Here is a 17,039-nt window from a genome sequence, read left to right as displayed (position 1 = left end):
GCAGGGGGCAGGGGGCAGGGAGCAGGGGGAAAGAGGCTTTTGCGATTTTTGCACAGATGCGGGAATTATAACTAATTAGGCGGACATGATATCAAATAAACTTAAAACCCATGCTGAACCTATCTCACTGACGTAGCGTTTGACCAGCGCACTGCTATCTAAATAATAAGCTGCCATCTAGCAGCGTTCCTCAATAATTGTTTCAGAAACAGGCTTACCCTGTACCTGAATAAGTTGCTGTTCAGTTTGCTGATTGTAAGCTGGTTGCTTGAGTTGTTTTACTAACCCAGAAGTTAACAGTGCTTCATGAAATGTCGCTTGTTGAGTAACTTGTTCTTGTTCAACAAGATATCTCTGGATAGCCTGATTCAGTTGCTGTAGCTCCTCTGGCTCTAAAATATTAAGCTGATTAAGAATTTGGTTAAGGATTGCCTGTGGCATAGGCTTCTACTGTTTACCTGGGCTAGTTTGTCTATATTCTAAGGTGGATAGAGCTAGACTTAATCATTTGTGAACAACTCGTAGGGTACCCTGCATCCAAAAGAGAACGCTATATTGCAATACGCTTGGGTTTTCGAGACGCGATAAATCGCCGTCTCTACAAGTGTTTTGGTCTTATCTGAACTGTATTGCGCTATATTGGGGAACTCCAAAAAATAAACTATCCAATTTTTGGAATCAAAACGATTTTTCCTCCCCCTGCTCCCTGCTCCCTGCTCCCTGCTCCCCTGCCCTAAAAGCGATGGCATATTTTTTTATTTGGAAGTCCCTTGTTTCTCCTACACCTTCTCCTTTGCTGATGGCACAATGCCAAACTTATTTAAACCTGCATCGATTTCCCTAAGTGCTTTAAAATCCTCCTCTGGCAAAGGATAGCTACTACTGTTGAACAAACCCCCACTTACAGCAGGTTGCTTTTCCAAAAAAGAGAAAGCTTGGCGAAACTGATACGGCTCGGCTTTAATTGGTGAATCAAAGTGGCAGGGAATAATCCACTCGAAGTCCCAACTTGCAACTTTCTCAGCCCAGTCGATGGTTTCTTTTGGTGCGCGGTTCAGAATCAACGTCTGTAAAATTGGTGCGACAAACAAACGTCCATTCCCTTGCAGGGCATCAAACGATCGCTGCCAATCTGGATGCCATTTAAAGGGATACAATCCAAAATAAGCTTTCCTTGAGCGTTCTGGTGCTTTCAAGGCATCTTGCAATACTTGACTCCATTGGGGGATATTTAGGGCATTTGGTTGAAAGTATAAAGCAAACAACGAGATACGCTGCCAACCCTTACGCCGATTTACATGAATGTCTGCAACAATGTCAGAAGCACGATCCTTGGCATGAAATAGTAAAGGATATGGATCTAATAGAACGATCGCAGGTGGATCTTCTGGGATAGAAAGTACAGAATCTGTGACTAAAAGAGTATGCGATCGCTTGTGGAAAAAAGCAACTTCCGCAAACCGACCAGGGCCAAGCTCGATGGGCCCCAGCATTGCATAATCAAACTCGTCAGCAAAGGGTGTTTTGCTACTATCTTCTGGGAGTACTTGAGTTCGTTTCGGGGGTAAGCCAAGCCAGCTAAGGGGGAGATTTAGCGGGAAACTCCACTGATGGGGAGCTACAAACACCTGTGCAGTCGGAAAGTATCTGGCAAAGGGGCCGACGAAGACTTTGTGTTCTATACCGGAGATAGTTGGCAGGATGATGTACTTAACACTACCGTGTTCTGCCACCAACTCATTTACAAGCCTGATACACTCTGGGGTTGGTGCTACAGGCGCGTAGACGAGAAGGCCTCCAACTTCGAGCTTAACCACAGTCATACGAATCGGTACAACAACGTAGAAAATCCCCTGAATCTGGTCAAAATTCCAAATTGTGTCCTTGACCACTTCTTTGCGGATTGTCTGTCGCCTGCCATATGGGTAGAGTGGCAGAACAGGCCATAATCTCCATGAAAAGTCTTTTGGATGTATCTGTTGTGTATTGACTATGCGTTCATCATCAGCCACTCTGCAACCCCCTCCAAATTCCCTGCTCAAATTGTTTTGATTTGCTATCCCCAAAGTTGGAGTTTAGCAAATTATTGAGATAATAATACTAATTCGTAATTCGTAATTCGTAATTCGTAATATCTTCTGTATAGTTCATTCACAATAAAAATCATGAGTAAATATAAAATTTTAAAACCTGAGCAAAGTTATACTTTTAGTCAATACTTTTTGTTACCTAACCCAACAATATATGTAGTAGCTGAGTTTGAGCGCAGCTACGATCGCACAGAGCTAGAATTACCAAGATACTTTGCTGACATTAGCTATTTAGAATTTTACAAAATTATTTACAGCGCAATAAATATAAGGCTTTTCAACCCGACGGCTGAAATATCAATTAGAGAATTTATGATTGCCCCTATCCTTGCTGAAATCTGCGATTAAACAAAAGCTCAACTATATAGTGAGTATCCACTTCATGTAGCTGAAAAATTAAAAGTTAGTTTGGATTATTACTTACATAAATCTAACTCCCTATTGGTGATTAAAGCAAAACAATCAGATATTAGAAGAGGCTTTACACAGGTAGCAGTATAATTAAGCCGTTACGCATTTAATTTGTACATTTACCTAATGACTGATGACTATTAACCGTCAACAGTTAACAGTTAACGACAATCAAGAGTGTTTATAGTTTTTTTGATAAGTGATTAGGCAGAGATGATATGACCTAAACAGACTCATGATACAGAGCAAGTAAATTTATTTATCGGGATTATTAATTTTGAATTTTGAATTTTGAATTCGGAGCGAAGCGACGTGACTCATTACATTTTAAAAGCCTCAAAAGAAACCGTTCATCTAGGTGGATTCTCCCATTTGCTAGAACCAGCACTCATTATTGACTCTGGAGATACAGTTGATGTGGAAACTTATAGTGGTTACTACGTTTACGACAAAGCACCACCTGAGTTTCTCACACCAGAATTTCTCGACATCTGCCAAAATCTTCTACCAGAACGCAAAATTGCTGGGGGGCCACATTTACTTACAGGGCCAATTTATGTGCGCGATGCCGAACCAGGGGATGTTTTAGAAGTACAATTAGATGCGATCGCACCTAGTTTACCTGTCGGCTTTAATGCCATTCGTACAGGTTGGGGAGCTTTACCACATCAGTTTCCTGAACCTGCTTTGAGATTCATTCCTCTAGATTTAGCAAACAATATCGCTGAATTTCCAACGGGTGCTGGCATAAAAATTCCCCTCAAACCGTTTTTTGGAATTCTTGGTGTAGCTACTCCAGAAACCTCTCGAACTTCTATCCCACCGGGTTCTTACGGTGGTAATATCGACAACCGCGAACTACAAGCTGGTTCTCGTTTATTTTTGCCGATTTTTGTACCAGGTGCATTATTTTCTATTGGTGATGGGCATTCTGCACAGGGAGATGGCGAAGTAAATGTCACCGCTATTGAAACTTCCATGAACGGTAGAATTACCCTCAAGCTTCGCAAGGATTTACAACTCACAACACCAATTGCCGAAACTCCAACCCATATCATCACAATGGGATTTGCTCAAACCTTAGATGAAGCCTTGGAACTGGCTTTGAAAAATATGATTGATTTTCTGGAACGCTTCACCAATTTGCCGCCAGAAGATGCTTATGTATTATGTAGTTTAGCTGTGAATTTTCACATTACTCAAGTTGTGAACAGTCCCCACAAAGGTGTACATGGAATGCTACCTAAATCAATTTTTTCCAAGACTGTCAATTTGTAAGTTACATTATATAGCTCATTTTTTACACTGTTATGATGCCTAAGTTCTTGCATAATTTTGCCCAATGACAAATCATTACCGATATATTATTTTTTACAAACCCTATGGCGTTCTCAGCCAGTTTACAAAAGATGCTCCCACCCATAGCACCCTGAAAGATTATATTGATGTCCCTGATGTGTATCCTGTGGGACGCTTAGACTGGGATAGTGAAGGGTTGTTGCTGTTAACGAACGATGGACAATTGCAACATCGTCTCGCCCATCCGCGTTTTGGTCATCAACGCACTTACTGGGTACAGGTAGAGCGAATTCCAGATGTAGATGCGATAAAAAGATTGCAAACAGGTGTGGAAATTCAAGATTACCGCACTCAACCAGCAGAAGTTAAGCTGTTACCAACAGAGCCACAGCTACCTGAACGCACTCCGCCGATTAGATTTCGCAAAAATGTACCGACAGCTTGGCTGGAAATGACCTTGACAGAAGGAAAAAACCGCCAAGTACGGCGCATGACTGCGGCTGTAGGATTTCCGACTTTGCGGTTGGTCAGAGTCAGCATAGCCCACCTAAAATTAGATGACTTACAAGTGGGACAATGGCGCGACCTCACCACATCTGAACTTCAATTTCTACATAATTCCGGTAAATCCAAAGGATTTCCTTCAAAGGCGAATGCTTTATAACAGGAATTCGACTTCTATTGTGCACATCTGGGATGCGATCGCTATATCAACCAAAACTTTGAACAATATACATATCATTACCCGTATCGCCTACTAAAAGCAAGCTGCTGTCATCACTTTCTAAACTTTGACTGCCAGCAATACCCTTTTGTAGAACTTTAATTATTCTTTGGGGAGTGAAAGATTCCAATTCCACAAACTTTCCAGATTCTAACCATGCTAATTCTTCAGCAGATAAACTTCGACGAACTTCTTCAGTCAATTGTTTAGCTGCTTGTGCTGACTCTGGAGAAGATTGAATGAACATTCCGCGTTTAGTAGCGATAATTTGACGTGGTGTTAGTCCAATATCAATAATTACAATCTCGCTATCGAGAAACCAATTAGCATTATTTCTCAAATGATGAACTAAACCAATTCCTCGTGGATTGCAATCATGCACTGCATAGACTTTTAAATCTGGATTGCGGCGCAGCATTTGCATTGTGGTGTCAAAAATGCTTTGGGGATATCCGGTAATGCTGAGAATTGCACAATTATTTTCAAAGTGAAAATTATTAGCAATTAATACTTGAACAATGCTAGCACTATCACAAACGACTAATCTATCAAAGCTGTAAGCAGTCACATCAGGATTAACCGTGGCTGTTGTATTTTCCTGCTTTGAAGGAGGCAGGATTTTGAGAATTGAACCATTTATTTGCTGCCAACGGTTTAGCCAACCTTGGAAATCATTTTGAGAAATTAAAAACTCCTGTGTAAATTTAGTTTGTCGTAGCTGTCGAGTTCCAAAGTATATCGACAACATCCCTAGAATAACGGCGATGACAAACAGACTAAACGAGTTATATATAATTAAGCTAGCGTAAATTCCTACAGCAAGAATTATGCATCCTATTATTTGTAAGCATCTAGCATATTCTTGGCGAGACTTAATATTTGTTTTGTTTGATGTAGATTTTTTATATAAAAATAATATGAAGCATGTATTAAATATAATAGATGCTATCAGCAAAGAATTAGTACCAAACAATAACGAGGCAAAGCCACCTATGAACCCTGGCACCCAAATATTAAAAAATAAATATAAAAACAACAAACCAACTATTGCAGTAGATTTTATTTTTATTCGATTATCTAATAAATAAAAAAGTTGTTTGGGAGTGAAAAATAGAGTGTTATTTGCAGAAATGTCAGCGATCGCCTTTGCAAAAAAAGGATCATTAATCTTAACATTACTCATACTAGTCGGTTCAAAGGCAAACGGATGATTGCATTTTATACACCGACCTTGATTAGCTGTCCGGTCTTTTAGTTTATTGTCAGTTCCGCAGTTAATACACTTCATAATGGTTGTTGGATGTTAGTTATTAATTGATTTGTGAGCAAAACACTGTAGTCTTCTCGTTTGCGAATCAGACGGTGTGTGCCATTTTCTAGCAAAACTTCCGCAGGTTTGGGGCGGTGTAAAAAGTGAGACGACATAGCATAACCGTAAGCACCGACATCTAGAATGGCAACGATATCACCAATTTTTAGTGCTGGGAGTTGGCAATCTTTCCCTAGATAATCTCGTGAATAGGTGGTGTTACCACAAATATCAGTTGTGAATAGGGAGTGGGGATTGTCTGCTTGCTTCCAGGTGACGATTTCTCGGTAGCCGCCGTGTACTGAGGGTACTGAAAGATTCGCAACGGTAGTATCAACTCCAACAATCTGTTTTTCTCCTTGCCATTTCACAGAAACAACTTGAGCAAGCAAAGTTGCACATTCTGCGATCGCACTTCGTCCCGGTTCAATCACCAAATCAATTTTCCGTCCTAAACGAGTAATTCTCTCGGTTAACTCAGCCCCAAATATTTCCCAGTCAAAGGCTGTTTTGTTGTGGTGATAAGGATAGCCAAAGCCACCACCAAAATCTAAATATTCCCAATCAGGTAACTTTTGTGCTGTGGCGATGACTGTATCAATCACCTGGGTAAAAGCTGCTGTGGCATTAGTTCCCGTCCCTCGATAGAAGTGTAAACCACTCAGCTTTAATCCAAACTCAGCAGTTAAAGCGATCGCATCACAAAATTCCTCTGGACGCACACCAATTCGGCTGTCTCCCGTAATTTCCGGCAAATTGAGGCGTAAACCCAGCCGAATACATTTCTCTCTGCCTTTGGGCAAAACTTCGCAACACAACTGCAACTGAGCAAGGCTATCAAAATTGAGAGTTGTAACTCCCCAATTCAGGACTTGTAGCATCTCAGCCCGATTCAAATTGCTCCCACTATAAACAATTTCACTAGGATCGAAACCAGCTTGCAATCCCAGGTAAATATCTCCTGGGGTATTAGCATGAAGTCCCCACCCAAATGAACGAAAAATTTTTAACAGCGCAATGTTGCCATTGGTAACGCTGGCAAAACGAAATTGCGTGCGCGGATAACTGACTGCTTTAGTAATCCGCTCAATAGTTTCGCTCAAGCGATCGCCATTATAAACATAAAGCGGAGAACCGTAAGTGCTCAGTAACTCCTGGGCAAGTTTCCCGGAGAATGGGGGAGTAAGGCGATTTTGAGTAAACTTATTTAATACCATTTACCAAGCATCCTGATACAGCAAATTACGAATTACGTTAGCGTAGCGGTAGCGAGTCCGCGAGCGTCATTACGAATTACGAATTATCTTGTATTTTCTCCATAGCCAAGGATGTAACCAAAACGGATGATCCCAGGACTGTTTACTTATTTCTTCATTTAAAACATGCGATCGCCAAAGTTGCCACATAATAAGTAACCAGAGTGTTTCACCAATCCGACGGCCTTGAATAGCTGCTCCTAGTTTGCCTTCAACGATTTGTGCCGCAATGTGAGGATAAAAGTGATTGTTGGCGCGAAGTATTTCTGGATTTAGCCAGATGCCCAATTGATGCCAAAAATCATTTAAACACCAAGAAGTTAAGGGAACCCCCATACCCCGCTTTTGTCGCCAGACAATTTCCGGTGGGAGCCAATTTTCTACAGCCCGTTTGAGGATATATTTTTCACAGGCTCCCTGCAAACAGAGTTCTCCAGATAGGCGGAATGTCCACTCAGCTAAAGGCAAATCACAAAAAGGCGATCGCACCCATAATCCATGAGCAAACCCCAATGCAGTCGCACGGGGATGGATATTCTGTGTTCCTTTGAGCATCAAACTGGCACGGCGGAGGCGATGCAGCAAAGATGGACATTCATTGCGATCAAGAGCCGCCAACAGCCAATTTTCAGGATGCAAATTTTGTATCTGTGCATATACCTCCGGCTGATAAACTTGAGATTCGTATCCCCCAAGACGGTGAAAAGTGCGGAGATATTGCTGGATAAAAGTTTCCTGTCCGGCGGGATTTTCTGCCTGATAAACACCTGCGGCAATTAAAGGTTTGTTAGTCCAACCAGCAAACAATTGATCTCCACCTTCGCCGTTAAAAATTACCTGAGTTTCCTGACTCGCTCTCTGAGATAGGAGATACAACGGAACACACACGCCATCTCCAAAGGGCAAATCCAATGCTTGTACAGTAGGAATCAGGGCATTCTTGATCGAACTTGGGGTTACAGCAACTTTACTAAGCGGAATTTTGAGAAACTGGGCGACTTGTTCAGCATATGGATACTCTGGAATCCCTGCATCACCAAAATCTAAAGTGTAAGCGCGGACTTTCACCCCTGCTTGTACCAGCAGCGCCGCCACCACTGAAGAATCGAGTCCGCCAGAGAGAAACACCCCAACAGGCTCATCTTTTAAATCGGCAATCTGTCGCTCAATTGAGTCTTTAAGGAGAGTTTGCAATTCGGTAATTGCTGTAGCTTCATCTGTTAACTGTTCTGGGGCTTCCCGCCACGAATGGATATTTTTAGATTCAGGCGATCGCAGAATACCTGATTGACAATCACTTTGCCAAACTAATTCAGTTCCCGCCGTCACTGCAAACACTCCATTGATGGGAGTTAAGGGTGTTGGAACGTAAGAAAAACAGCTATAGCCATATAACCCAGGAATGCTAACTTCTGAATGCTGCAAAATCGGTAAGAGTAATTGCAGTTGGGATGCAAACCAAATTATTTGTCCTTGCTGAGTCCAATACAAAGGCACTTTTCCGAAAGGTTCTCTTCCCAAAATTAGGCAGTTGTTTTCTTGGAGACTTACCCAAGCATCGGGTGAGCTAAATAATCCTGATGCGGAGATAGCAGCAATCTGATTTTTAGAACTTACACAGAAGAGATCCCCCAACCCCCTTAAAAAGGGGGCTTTCAAGGTTCCCCCCTTTATAAGGGGGGCTTGGGGGGATCTAGATTTCAGGTGTTCAGCGTGTAAGTCCTGATTTTGTTGCCTTCTGGAATTTCCATCGATTTCTATATAAACAACATTCCAGATGGGAAGAGGATAATGAGGAAAAGGCTTTGAATTTTCCCTTTTAGGGGAGAGGTTTGGAGAGAGATTTTCCAGAACACTACTTAACAGCGCTTCCAACTCCTGTTGAGCGCCGTAACCCCAATAGCCAAGAAAGTGATGCGGGATGTTGTCCATCTGGACTATTGAACTTCAAAGGTTTCATCGCTAATCTGCCGACCTTCTAGGAACATCTGCACCTTCCAATTGCCAACAGTTGCAGCCGGGTTAATAGTGTAGCGACACTGGGTATCCCAGACAGACGTATTAATTTCGCGGGTTTGATAGTTATTTTGCTTGACAATTTGACCACTTGGGTCAATCCAATTACAGGAGAGAGCTAGCTTTTTACCCAAGGGTGCATCCTTTAAGGTGACACGGTAAGAAACCTCTGGATTGGTTTGGCGGGAAACTGTCTTCAAGTCACCGCCACTATTTTGTACCAAAGTGATGCCGTCTTGTTGAGCAGAAACACGAGAGAGTGCAGAATTCTGCTGCTGGATGAAAAATATTGTAGATGCAATGGCAACCACTACAACTGCCACAACTCCAGAGGTAATCCATCGATTCCGGCGTTGCTGTATTTCCAGTGCTTGGCGGCGATTTAACTGAATCAGCGCTTCATCTAGTAACTCTGGCGGTAAATTCAACTCCTGTAAAATTTCTCTAACCTGCTGTTGGTCTAATTCCGCTTCCCGACGCACTTGCAGACCTTCTACTTCCGTGACTATTTGGGATAATTGCTCTTGAGTCAGTCGCTGCGTCATAGCTTAACTCCTGTTAAAAAAACTTTATAGCGATCGCTAAATCTCATTTTTTTAGGTACATCATAAGCTACAAAATAGAGTTGTTGCTTTTCGGATTCTTTCTGAGATACCTCTATAAACCCAGACGCAATGAATCGCATCTCTACTCCTCACTCTTGTACAGACGCGATTCATCGCGTCTCTCTTAATCGATTCATAGCGTCTCTCCTAATTCCTAATTCAGCACTGATTATGACTCAAGAACAACAAACCGCTATTGAAGGTATCTATGAAGTCTGTATCGGCATCCCAGAGCCAATCTCTGCAATTCAGTATTGGGAACAATTTGGCTATCGCATTGGTGAAGTGGGTGAATTAACCGCAGATGTAGCCTATCAATTATATGGGGTGAATTCGTCCTTACGCTCAATCCGCCTCTACCACCAAAATTCAGATCATGGTTTGATTCGGCTGATGGTTTGGCAAAACCCCACCCATCAAGGTTTGGGAATAGCATCGATGAAAATTAAAGGAAATCGCTGGGCGACAAGCTTAACGGCAGATGTGTTAAGTATCTTAAATCATATAGAAGATGCAAAAGCCGCAGGTTTCCCTATTAGGCACACTAACCCTTATTGGGAAGTCATCTACAACAAAGAGAGGAAAAGCCGTCCTTTTATTGAGCCAGCAGTCGGTGTGCGAGAAATGCTGCTACTGCAACCCTTGACTCGACAAGTTTTATTTCAACGGTTTGGCTATGCATTACCGCATTACGGACAAGTTAACAATAATGCTGCGCTCAAGACTAGTCAGTTTACCCACATGGGGATCATCGTTCAAGATGACAGCAAAGAAACCCTGAAGTTTTACGAAGAAGTTTTGGGTTTGCTGCGTGTGCGTGATGATGTCGAAACTAGCTATGAGTCTTCGCCAGCAGGCCGAGATATTTTTGACCTTAACCCTGGTGAAAAATTTATTGTTACTACCTTTGATGATCCTCGTTCTTCTAAGTCTGACTTCATGGCTGCACGCAGCGGTAGACTTTACATCATTCGATTCCCAGAATCTATTAATTTAGAATCGCGCTTTGAGGCAGCCCAACCAGGTAGCTTGGGTATGTCTTTATATACCTATCGGGTTAAGGGAATACAGGAGTATTGCGATCGCATCAAAGCAAGTACTGTACAAAAAGTTACAGACATCATTAGTAATGAGTTTGGCGAGATGAGTTTCTCTTTTGTTGCGCCAGATGGCTACTTCTGGAATTTACTAGAAGGTAATTAACTAGTGTAAGAGCGTCGTAGACATCGCTAATTTCTTCAAGAGAAGTTATTAAAAGTTTTTACGCGCTCCTCCCCCTGTTGCCAGTTGTCGGGGACAATGCGAAAAAGCGCGATCATACTTTGTATAGCTTAAAAAACTTTGATTTTGTTGTATTTTAATGGAAAAGGCTGGACATTCTCTACTAAAAATCAGGTAAATTATGCTCCGCTCATCCACTACATGGGTTGTTCCGGTAGCGTTGACTGTAATAAGTTTCGGGTCAAATTTCCCAAGTGCTATTGCACAGACACAATATCCATTTGAAAGCACTTACAATTCACAAACGACCCTTACACCCATTACAGAAAACGTTTTAAGAATAAAAAGTCTTGGAGAAAACGTTGATGCACCATACGGTCTAACTAGACTTACAAATATAAGCTATGGTAAATTAAACCCGAATACAGGTGTGATTGCCATTGAGCCAGACCCAGCGGAGTTTGGTCTAGAGAACTTACCGTTTGGCAATCTGACAATCTCTGGTCAAGGAGAAGATAGACTATTTGGAACTGTCAGTGGTAGTGCCATACTTGATTTCCCAAATTCTGTGGGAAGGGTGACTAATACTATATCTATTACTAGTGGCGCGGGCAGATTTAGCGGTGCTACTGGGACGCTCCTTCTTTTGGAGAACCTTACACTCGATAACCCAGATATAACTGCTCCTGTAAGAGGTTTGCCTTTAATCTCAGGTTCATTTCAAACATTTCAAACAGTTCCAGAGCCAAGTCAGATCACAGCGCTCCTTTGTATGGGAGTGATTGGTTTTTCTGGATTGAATCGTCGGCGCAGTTACGAAAAAAAGACAAAATATTCTCAAGCTCATTCTGGAACATAGTGAATCACCTAAAGCTGATTCGTGCAATGCTGATGTTAAACGTTCTTCCAGGGTCAATAAAGTGCAGGGAGATGATAAAAGTATGGCTGAACATCCATTTCATGACCAACTGAGTTTAGAAGAACAAACTGAAAAACTCGGAAAGCAAGCAGTAACCTTGGGTTTAATTCCAAGCTTTGTAGTGCATTACTTTCCCGATACCTGGGTATTTTATATCCCTAATGAAAATCAATCCGAACCGTTGACACCAGAAGAGGCATACTTTCGTTTAAAGCAACTGGTTAAACAGTAGATATTCTGACGACAGATTTTTGAAGATAACAGCTAGGCACTGCAATTATTAAGTAACACTACTTATGGCGAAACCTGCAATTTTAACCGTCGATGATGATCCAGAAGTGTTGCAAGCAGTGTCACGAGACTTGCGGCATCAGTATGGCGATCGCTTCCGCATTGTCCGGGCAGATTCTGGTATTACTGCTCTAGACGCGGTGCAGCAACTCAAATTGCGCAATGAAGCAGTTGCTCTATTTTTGGTGGATCAAAGAATGCCTCAAATGGGAGGTGTGGAGTTCCTTGAACAGGCAAAAGTAATCTTTCCTGATGCGAAACGTGCTTTGCTGACGGCGTATGCAGATACGGATGCAGCCATTAAGTCAATTAATAGTGCCAGACTTGATTATTACTTACTCAAGCCCTGGAATCCACCAGAGGAGCGACTATATCCGATTTTGGATGATTTGCTAGATGATTGGCTAGCTGGATTCCGCCCACCCTTTGAAGGGATTCGAGTCATTGGTAATCGCTGGTCGCCTTTTTCACATCAGGTGAAAGATTTCCTAGCACGTAACCAAATTCCATTTAAGTGGTTAGATATTGAACTGGAACCGGAGGCGGCAAAATTAGTCGAATACGCAGAAGCTGACGGCAGACAGCAATTGCCCTTGGTGTTGTTTCCCGATGGTTCCCGATTAATCCAACCATCTAATTTAGAGATTGCCGCCAAAATTGGACTGCAAACCCAGGCAGAGCGACCCTTCTATGATTTAGCGATCGTGGGTGGTGGTCCTGCTGGACTGGCAGCAGCCGTCTATGGCGCTTCTGAAGGATTGAGTACGGTCTTAATTGAGCGTGAAGCTCCGGGCGGGCAAGCAGGTACAAGTTCACGGATTGAGAACTATCTAGGGTTTCCTGTTGGCTTGAGCGGCAGCGATTTGGCCAGGCGGGGAGTCACTCAGGCGCGGCGATTTGGGGTAGAAATTCTCACTCCTCAAGTAGTAACCGGAGTTAAACTGCAAGATCCTTATCGGGTTCTACAATTGGCGGATGGCAGCGAGATTAGTTGCCATGCACTTTTAGTTGCAACCGGCGTTTCCTACCGTTGGCTAAATATCCCAGGAGCCGAGAAGCTCAAGGGAGCAGGAATTTATTACGGTGCTGCCATGACTGAAGCGATCGCCTGCACCAATGAAGAGGTTTACCTAGTAGGCGGGGCAAATTCTGCCGGACAGGCAGCAATGCATTTTTCTAAGTATGCCAGCAAAGTGATCATGTTGGTGCGGGGTGAGTCACTATCATCGAGTATGTCGCAATACTTGATTGACCAGATTGCGGCTACTGCAAATATCCAAGTTTGCACAGGTTGCACCGTTGTGGAAGTGAAGGGAGAGAAACATTTAGAAGCAATTGTGATTGCCCATGCCAAGACTGGACAAACTGAAACCGTGCCAGCGCGATCGCTTTTTATCTTCATTGGTGCTAGCCCTAAAACGGATTGGCTCGATGGTGTTATTCAACGCGATGCTCAGGGGTTTATCCTCACAGGGCCGGACTTGATGCATAATGGCAAATCTCCTCAAGGTTGGCGTTTGGAACGCTCTCCTTTCTTACTAGAAGCCAGTGTTCCTGGCATCTTTGCAGCTGGAGATGCACGATCCGGGTCAATTAAGCGGGTGGCATCCGGTGTGGGAGAAGGCTCGATCGCCATTCAATTTGTTCATCGCTACCTGAGCAATGTTTAGCTAATTCGTAATTCGTAATTCGTAATTCGTAATTAATGACAAACTACACAAAGCTTACTCAGAGAAGTTTTTCATCTTTTAGTCTATTCTTGAAACAATACTTTCTTTCACATTTGGTATTTAGATCAATTCTCCAAAAGAATACTACAGGTGCCAGCTACAAAGCCCAGGTTACATCTAACTCTCTTAATTACGAATTACGAATTACGAATTACGAATTAGTATAGGGGGTTCATTAATGTTATGTATTGAAGAATTGATCAACTTAGACCCGTTTCAACGGCTTTCTAAAGAGCAATTGGAGTGGGCTTGCGATCGCGCTCAAACAGTTGAACTTTGCGCCGCAGAAGTGTTGGCGCATGAGGGAGACCCTGGACGCGGCTTATTTATCCTAGTCAAAGGTAAAATTAAGCTTACTCGCCGCAGTGAAGGAGTTGAAATTCCCATCGGGCAACACGAAGCTCCATCCTTTTTTGGGGAAATTCCAGTACTCACAGATGAACCTGTACCTGTGACAATGCGGGCATTGACAAATTGCAACCTCTATGAAATTAAAGCAGAGGACTTCCGTAAACTGCTGCATGAATGTCGTGATTTTGAGCGGATGGTCTTCCGCATTATGGAACGTCGGCTTCGGGGGCTAGAGTCCTTTATTCGTGGGCGGGAAAAAATGGCAGCTTTAGGGACACTTGCCGCCGGTTTAGCTCATGAACTCAACAACCCAGCCTCAGCCCTCGTTCGGACGTTAGGAGAAATGCCAGCCGCCATCCTGGAGCTACAACGAATGAACTTAGTTTATGGGCAACGCAATGTTGAGGAAGCCCATACTCAAGACTGGTTGAGACTGCGCGATCAAGGCTATGATGCGATTTTGAATAATCGCCTAGATCCGGTGACACTAAGCGATCGCGAAACCGTGTTGCTGGAATGGTTAGAAGACTATGGTGTAAAGCAAGCCTGGAAATTAGCGGAACCTTTAGCGGAAGGTGGTGTTGAGGTTGAAACCCTAGATCAGATGATGGAACGTTGGCGCAACGATGATACTGAATTACGAGAAATGGGATTGCACTGGCTATCGCTCTCATTTGAAGTCATGTCGATGATTAAACATGGTTTGCGAGGAGCCGAGAGGATTTCTGAACTTGTGCACTCGATGAAGTCTTATGCTTACCTCGATCAAGGCATTCAGCAAGAAGTAAATATACATCAAGGTTTAGAAGATACATTACGATTGTTTGTTCATAAACTTAAGTGCGACATCCAAATACAACGCAATTACGATCAACATCTTCCTAAAATCCTTGCCTACGGCAGTGAACTGAATCAGGTGTGGACGAACTTAATTGACAACGCCATTGATGCAATGAATGGTAAGGGATTGCTGGAAATTACAACTTGGCATTGCGATCGCTTTGCCCATATTGACATAATCGATTCTGGCAGTGGAATTCCACCTGAAATTCAAACGCGCATTTTTGAACCCTTTTTCACCACCAAATCAGTGGGGCGTGGTTCAGGACTCGGTTTGGAAACCGTTCGCCGGATTATAGAAAATCGTCATCATGGTACGCTCTTATTTGAGTCACAGCCGGGCAGAACTTGTTTCAGTATCTGCTTGCCATTGCCAAATCAATAAACCTATCCCACCAATAGTTGAGATTAGCGATCGCCTTTGCTAGAGCTTAAATCATCTGCACTATTTAGAGAATCACTACTATCTAGTTGATTTTGCAGTGTATTTGAAGCGACTACACTATTAGCTAGTTTTTTTTGCAATATATTTAAACTATCTACATCGCTTGATAATTCATTAGTAACTGGTTTATATTCAGAGTTCTCTCGGTTAGCGCCTGCTATTTCTTCTGCTTTGCCTATAAAATCCTTTGCAAGTCTTTCACTAAAACCAACAACGAATGCTATTACAAAAATTAGAGACCTTTGTTGGTCTTGAGATGATTCTGGATTGGTAGTTGGATTTAGCTTAAAGACACTTGGATTAATAAACATTAGTATTATTCCAGAGTTAATCAAAGCTAAAAACAAAACAGCAAATGCTCCCCCGATCATTGGTTTAAAGGCACCAACAAGGAATGGAGTTAATGGGTCAGAATATTTCTTCTTCTGAAATTCTTCAATTCTGATTAAAATACTGATAATACTACCTAATGTTCCTGCCGAAATAGCTAAACTTAGTTGGAGCAGAAATTCATTATACTTCGCATTCACAGATTGTCTTTTGCTATATTGTGCATTTAATTCAGCAAGATTACTATTTAGTGTTGTTAGCTCTGTATTCTTAAATTCTGCATTTTTTTGTGATATTATACTTAGTTCTTTAATTTCTTCTTTACTTTGTTTCAATTTACTACCATCATTTATGGAAGTAGAATTTATCTTTTCTGATTGATTATCTTGTTCAGCTTTATTTTGGATTTGCTCAACCCGGTTATCTGTATATTTTTGAATCTCTTTTATTTCATTTTGTAATATTTTTTTGCTGATATTATAATTATTGTTGTTGTAATAATTAACAATTTCTGAGAAAATCCAAAGTCCGGCAATAGAAGAAGAAGTAATTCCTCCATATATAAAAACGGCACTGATAAGCCCAAAAATTACTTTAGTTGTCGTTGATGGTGAACGGTGGACTGATAGAAATGGATTGATGATAAATCCTGTGAGAGGATGTTCATATTTGCAAACAATTTGTTCAACATCAAATCTAATAGCTTGAGCAATATTGATATTCGATGATGATTCACGCAGAGCTTCTATTGCAAATATTAAAGCTTTAGAGAGTTCAGTAAGTTCTATTTGAATTTTATCCCGATTGTCAGGTATAACTATTCTCGGTATTTTGTCCCACCAAATCTTTTGTGGTGCATTTCTATTGATGAGTTTTTGAAGTCTATTAAACAAGATAATTATTTGAGATATTTCTTTTCCGGCTGCTATCAATCCTTCTTGTTTAATTGGATCTGCAAAACTATTTAGATTGTTTTTATAAAAATCTTTTATAAGTGCCTGAATAAGTGTTCTACTTCCATCTAAATTCCAATCATTATCAGTTATATTTTGATTAGAAATCATTTTGCCTCCAATTATTTTCTAAAGTTTATAAGTGTTGAATAGGGCTAGTACAGCAAAGCGCAAATCCAGCTAGCTTGAAAAGATAAAGGTAGGGAAACTTTCATCACAGTGTACTAGTGAATATTTTTAAGCTCATCC

General features: G+C 41.8%; 17 protein-coding genes. 9 read left to right on the top strand and 8 right to left on the bottom strand.

Annotated features, from left to right (window positions below):
* Nucleotides 1–177 precede the first annotated feature (177 nt).
* Nucleotides 178–441, bottom strand: coding sequence for a hypothetical protein (locus tag F8R90_RS06830; protein WP_196510126.1), 264 nt, complete (start codon nucleotides 439–441; stop codon nucleotides 178–180).
* Nucleotides 442–779: 338 nt separating this feature from the next.
* Nucleotides 780–2,012 (bottom strand): DUF4336 domain-containing protein, encoded by a 1,233-nt coding sequence (locus F8R90_RS06825; RefSeq protein WP_196510125.1) that lies wholly within the window; start codon nucleotides 2,010–2,012, stop codon nucleotides 780–782.
* Between the two features lie 153 nt (nucleotides 2,013–2,165).
* On the opposite strand from F8R90_RS06825, the gene F8R90_RS06820 reads away from it, so the two are divergent.
* The 3 genes from F8R90_RS06820 to F8R90_RS06810 all read left to right on the top strand — a co-directional run bounded on the left by F8R90_RS06820 (nucleotide 2,166) and on the right by F8R90_RS06810 (nucleotide 4,464).
* Nucleotides 2,166–2,438: a hypothetical protein gene (locus tag F8R90_RS06820; protein WP_196510124.1), complete on the top strand. Its 273-nt coding sequence runs from the start codon at nucleotides 2,166–2,168 to the stop codon at nucleotides 2,436–2,438.
* Nucleotides 2,439–2,813: 375 nt separating this feature from the next.
* Nucleotides 2,814–3,779 carry an acetamidase/formamidase family protein gene (locus F8R90_RS06815; protein WP_196510123.1) on the top strand — a complete coding sequence of 322 codons (966 nt, stop codon included), beginning with the start codon at nucleotides 2,814–2,816 and terminating at the stop codon, nucleotides 3,777–3,779.
* A gap of 64 nt (nucleotides 3,780–3,843) precedes the next feature.
* A complete protein-coding gene (locus F8R90_RS06810; protein ID WP_196510122.1) occupies nucleotides 3,844–4,464 on the top strand; it encodes an rRNA large subunit pseudouridine synthase E in 621 nt (206 codons plus the stop codon).
* 46 nt (nucleotides 4,465–4,510) lie between these two features.
* Here the strand turns inward: F8R90_RS06810 and F8R90_RS32725 are convergent, their stop codons facing one another.
* The gene (locus tag F8R90_RS32725; RefSeq protein ID WP_230966160.1) at nucleotides 4,511–5,272 is read right to left on the bottom strand and encodes a hypothetical protein; all 762 of its coding nucleotides are present in this window, start codon (nucleotides 5,270–5,272) and stop codon (nucleotides 4,511–4,513) included.
* A gap of 79 nt (nucleotides 5,273–5,351) precedes the next feature.
* Here F8R90_RS32725 and F8R90_RS32720 point away from each other — a divergent pair, with 79 nt between their 5' ends.
* Entirely contained in the window at nucleotides 5,352–5,612 is a 261-nt protein-coding gene (locus F8R90_RS32720) for a hypothetical protein (RefSeq protein ID WP_230966159.1), read from the top strand.
* A gap of 196 nt (nucleotides 5,613–5,808) precedes the next feature.
* Here the strand turns inward: F8R90_RS32720 and F8R90_RS06800 are convergent, their stop codons facing one another.
* The 4 genes from F8R90_RS06800 to F8R90_RS06785 all read right to left on the bottom strand — a co-directional run bounded on the left by F8R90_RS06800 (nucleotide 5,809) and on the right by F8R90_RS06785 (nucleotide 9,790).
* Nucleotides 5,809–7,050, bottom strand: a complete 1,242-nt coding sequence (locus tag F8R90_RS06800) for a diaminopimelate decarboxylase family protein (RefSeq protein WP_196510120.1) — start codon at nucleotides 7,048–7,050, stop codon at nucleotides 5,809–5,811.
* Between the two features lie 69 nt (nucleotides 7,051–7,119).
* Nucleotides 7,120–9,021: an asparagine synthetase B family protein gene (locus tag F8R90_RS06795; RefSeq protein ID WP_230966158.1), complete on the bottom strand. Its 1,902-nt coding sequence runs from the start codon at nucleotides 9,019–9,021 to the stop codon at nucleotides 7,120–7,122.
* A gap of 5 nt (nucleotides 9,022–9,026) precedes the next feature.
* On the bottom strand, nucleotides 9,027–9,650 hold the full coding sequence (locus tag F8R90_RS06790; protein WP_196510119.1) for a DUF3859 domain-containing protein: 624 nt from the start codon (nucleotides 9,648–9,650) through the stop codon (nucleotides 9,027–9,029).
* Complete coding sequence (locus F8R90_RS06785; protein ID WP_196510118.1) at nucleotides 9,647–9,790, bottom strand: hypothetical protein; 144 nt, start codon at nucleotides 9,788–9,790, stop codon at nucleotides 9,647–9,649. Before F8R90_RS06785 ends, F8R90_RS06790 begins: the two co-directional genes overlap by 4 nt.
* 91 nt (nucleotides 9,791–9,881) lie before the next feature.
* Between F8R90_RS06785 and F8R90_RS06780 the strand changes: the two genes are divergently transcribed.
* The 5 genes from F8R90_RS06780 to F8R90_RS06760 all read left to right on the top strand — a co-directional run bounded on the left by F8R90_RS06780 (nucleotide 9,882) and on the right by F8R90_RS06760 (nucleotide 15,447).
* Nucleotides 9,882–10,913, top strand: a complete 1,032-nt coding sequence (locus F8R90_RS06780) for a VOC family protein (protein WP_196510117.1) — start codon at nucleotides 9,882–9,884, stop codon at nucleotides 10,911–10,913.
* Between the two features lie 199 nt (nucleotides 10,914–11,112).
* On the top strand, nucleotides 11,113–11,790 hold the full coding sequence (locus F8R90_RS06775; RefSeq protein ID WP_196510116.1) for a hypothetical protein: 678 nt from the start codon (nucleotides 11,113–11,115) through the stop codon (nucleotides 11,788–11,790).
* A gap of 82 nt (nucleotides 11,791–11,872) precedes the next feature.
* Entirely contained in the window at nucleotides 11,873–12,082 is a 210-nt protein-coding gene (locus F8R90_RS06770) for a hypothetical protein (protein ID WP_196510115.1), read from the top strand.
* Between the two features lie 64 nt (nucleotides 12,083–12,146).
* The gene (locus F8R90_RS06765; RefSeq protein ID WP_196510114.1) at nucleotides 12,147–13,811 is read left to right on the top strand and encodes an FAD-dependent oxidoreductase; all 1,665 of its coding nucleotides are present in this window, start codon (nucleotides 12,147–12,149) and stop codon (nucleotides 13,809–13,811) included.
* 238 nt (nucleotides 13,812–14,049) lie between these two features.
* Nucleotides 14,050–15,447: a sensor histidine kinase gene (locus tag F8R90_RS06760; protein WP_196510113.1), complete on the top strand. Its 1,398-nt coding sequence runs from the start codon at nucleotides 14,050–14,052 to the stop codon at nucleotides 15,445–15,447.
* Nucleotides 15,448–15,470: 23 nt separating this feature from the next.
* On the opposite strand, the gene F8R90_RS06755 is transcribed toward F8R90_RS06760, so the two are convergent.
* Entirely contained in the window at nucleotides 15,471–16,901 is a 1,431-nt protein-coding gene (locus F8R90_RS06755; protein ID WP_196510112.1) for a hypothetical protein, read from the bottom strand.
* Nucleotides 16,902–17,039: the final 138 nt, after the last annotated feature.

Origin of the sequence: Nostoc sp. NZL, from assembly GCF_015714705.1 — a bacterium.
Lineage (GTDB): Bacteria > Cyanobacteriota > Cyanobacteriia > Cyanobacteriales > Nostocaceae > Nostoc > Nostoc foliaceum_A.
This window is presented reverse-complemented; position numbering and strand designations above follow the sequence as displayed.

What these genes read in the sequence shown, in the direction of transcription:
- F8R90_RS06820 (WP_196510124.1), top strand. Translation starts at nt 2,166, where the DNA reads ATGAGTAAATATAAAATTTTAAAACCTGAGCAAAGTTATACTTTTAGT.
- F8R90_RS06795 (WP_230966158.1), bottom strand. Translation starts at nt 9,021, where the DNA reads ATGGACAACATCCCGCATCACTTTCTTGGCTATTGGGGTTACGGCGCT.
- F8R90_RS06780 (WP_196510117.1), top strand. Translation starts at nt 9,882, where the DNA reads ATGACTCAAGAACAACAAACCGCTATTGAAGGTATCTATGAAGTCTGT.
- F8R90_RS06785 (WP_196510118.1), bottom strand. Translation starts at nt 9,790, where the DNA reads ATGCGATTCATTGCGTCTGGGTTTATAGAGGTATCTCAGAAAGAATCC.
- F8R90_RS06770 (WP_196510115.1), top strand. Translation starts at nt 11,873, where the DNA reads ATGGCTGAACATCCATTTCATGACCAACTGAGTTTAGAAGAACAAACT.
- F8R90_RS06775 (WP_196510116.1), top strand. Translation starts at nt 11,113, where the DNA reads ATGCTCCGCTCATCCACTACATGGGTTGTTCCGGTAGCGTTGACTGTA.
- F8R90_RS06810 (WP_196510122.1), top strand. Translation starts at nt 3,844, where the DNA reads ATGACAAATCATTACCGATATATTATTTTTTACAAACCCTATGGCGTT.
- F8R90_RS32720 (WP_230966159.1), top strand. Translation starts at nt 5,352, where the DNA reads ATGCATCCTATTATTTGTAAGCATCTAGCATATTCTTGGCGAGACTTA.
- F8R90_RS06800 (WP_196510120.1), bottom strand. Translation starts at nt 7,050, where the DNA reads ATGGTATTAAATAAGTTTACTCAAAATCGCCTTACTCCCCCATTCTCC.
- F8R90_RS06760 (WP_196510113.1), top strand. Translation starts at nt 14,050, where the DNA reads ATGTTATGTATTGAAGAATTGATCAACTTAGACCCGTTTCAACGGCTT.
- F8R90_RS06755 (WP_196510112.1), bottom strand. Translation starts at nt 16,901, where the DNA reads ATGATTTCTAATCAAAATATAACTGATAATGATTGGAATTTAGATGGA.
- F8R90_RS06830 (WP_196510126.1), bottom strand. Translation starts at nt 441, where the DNA reads ATGCCACAGGCAATCCTTAACCAAATTCTTAATCAGCTTAATATTTTA.
- F8R90_RS06790 (WP_196510119.1), bottom strand. Translation starts at nt 9,650, where the DNA reads ATGACGCAGCGACTGACTCAAGAGCAATTATCCCAAATAGTCACGGAA.
- F8R90_RS32725 (WP_230966160.1), bottom strand. Translation starts at nt 5,272, where the DNA reads ATGTTGTCGATATACTTTGGAACTCGACAGCTACGACAAACTAAATTT.
- F8R90_RS06765 (WP_196510114.1), top strand. Translation starts at nt 12,147, where the DNA reads ATGGCGAAACCTGCAATTTTAACCGTCGATGATGATCCAGAAGTGTTG.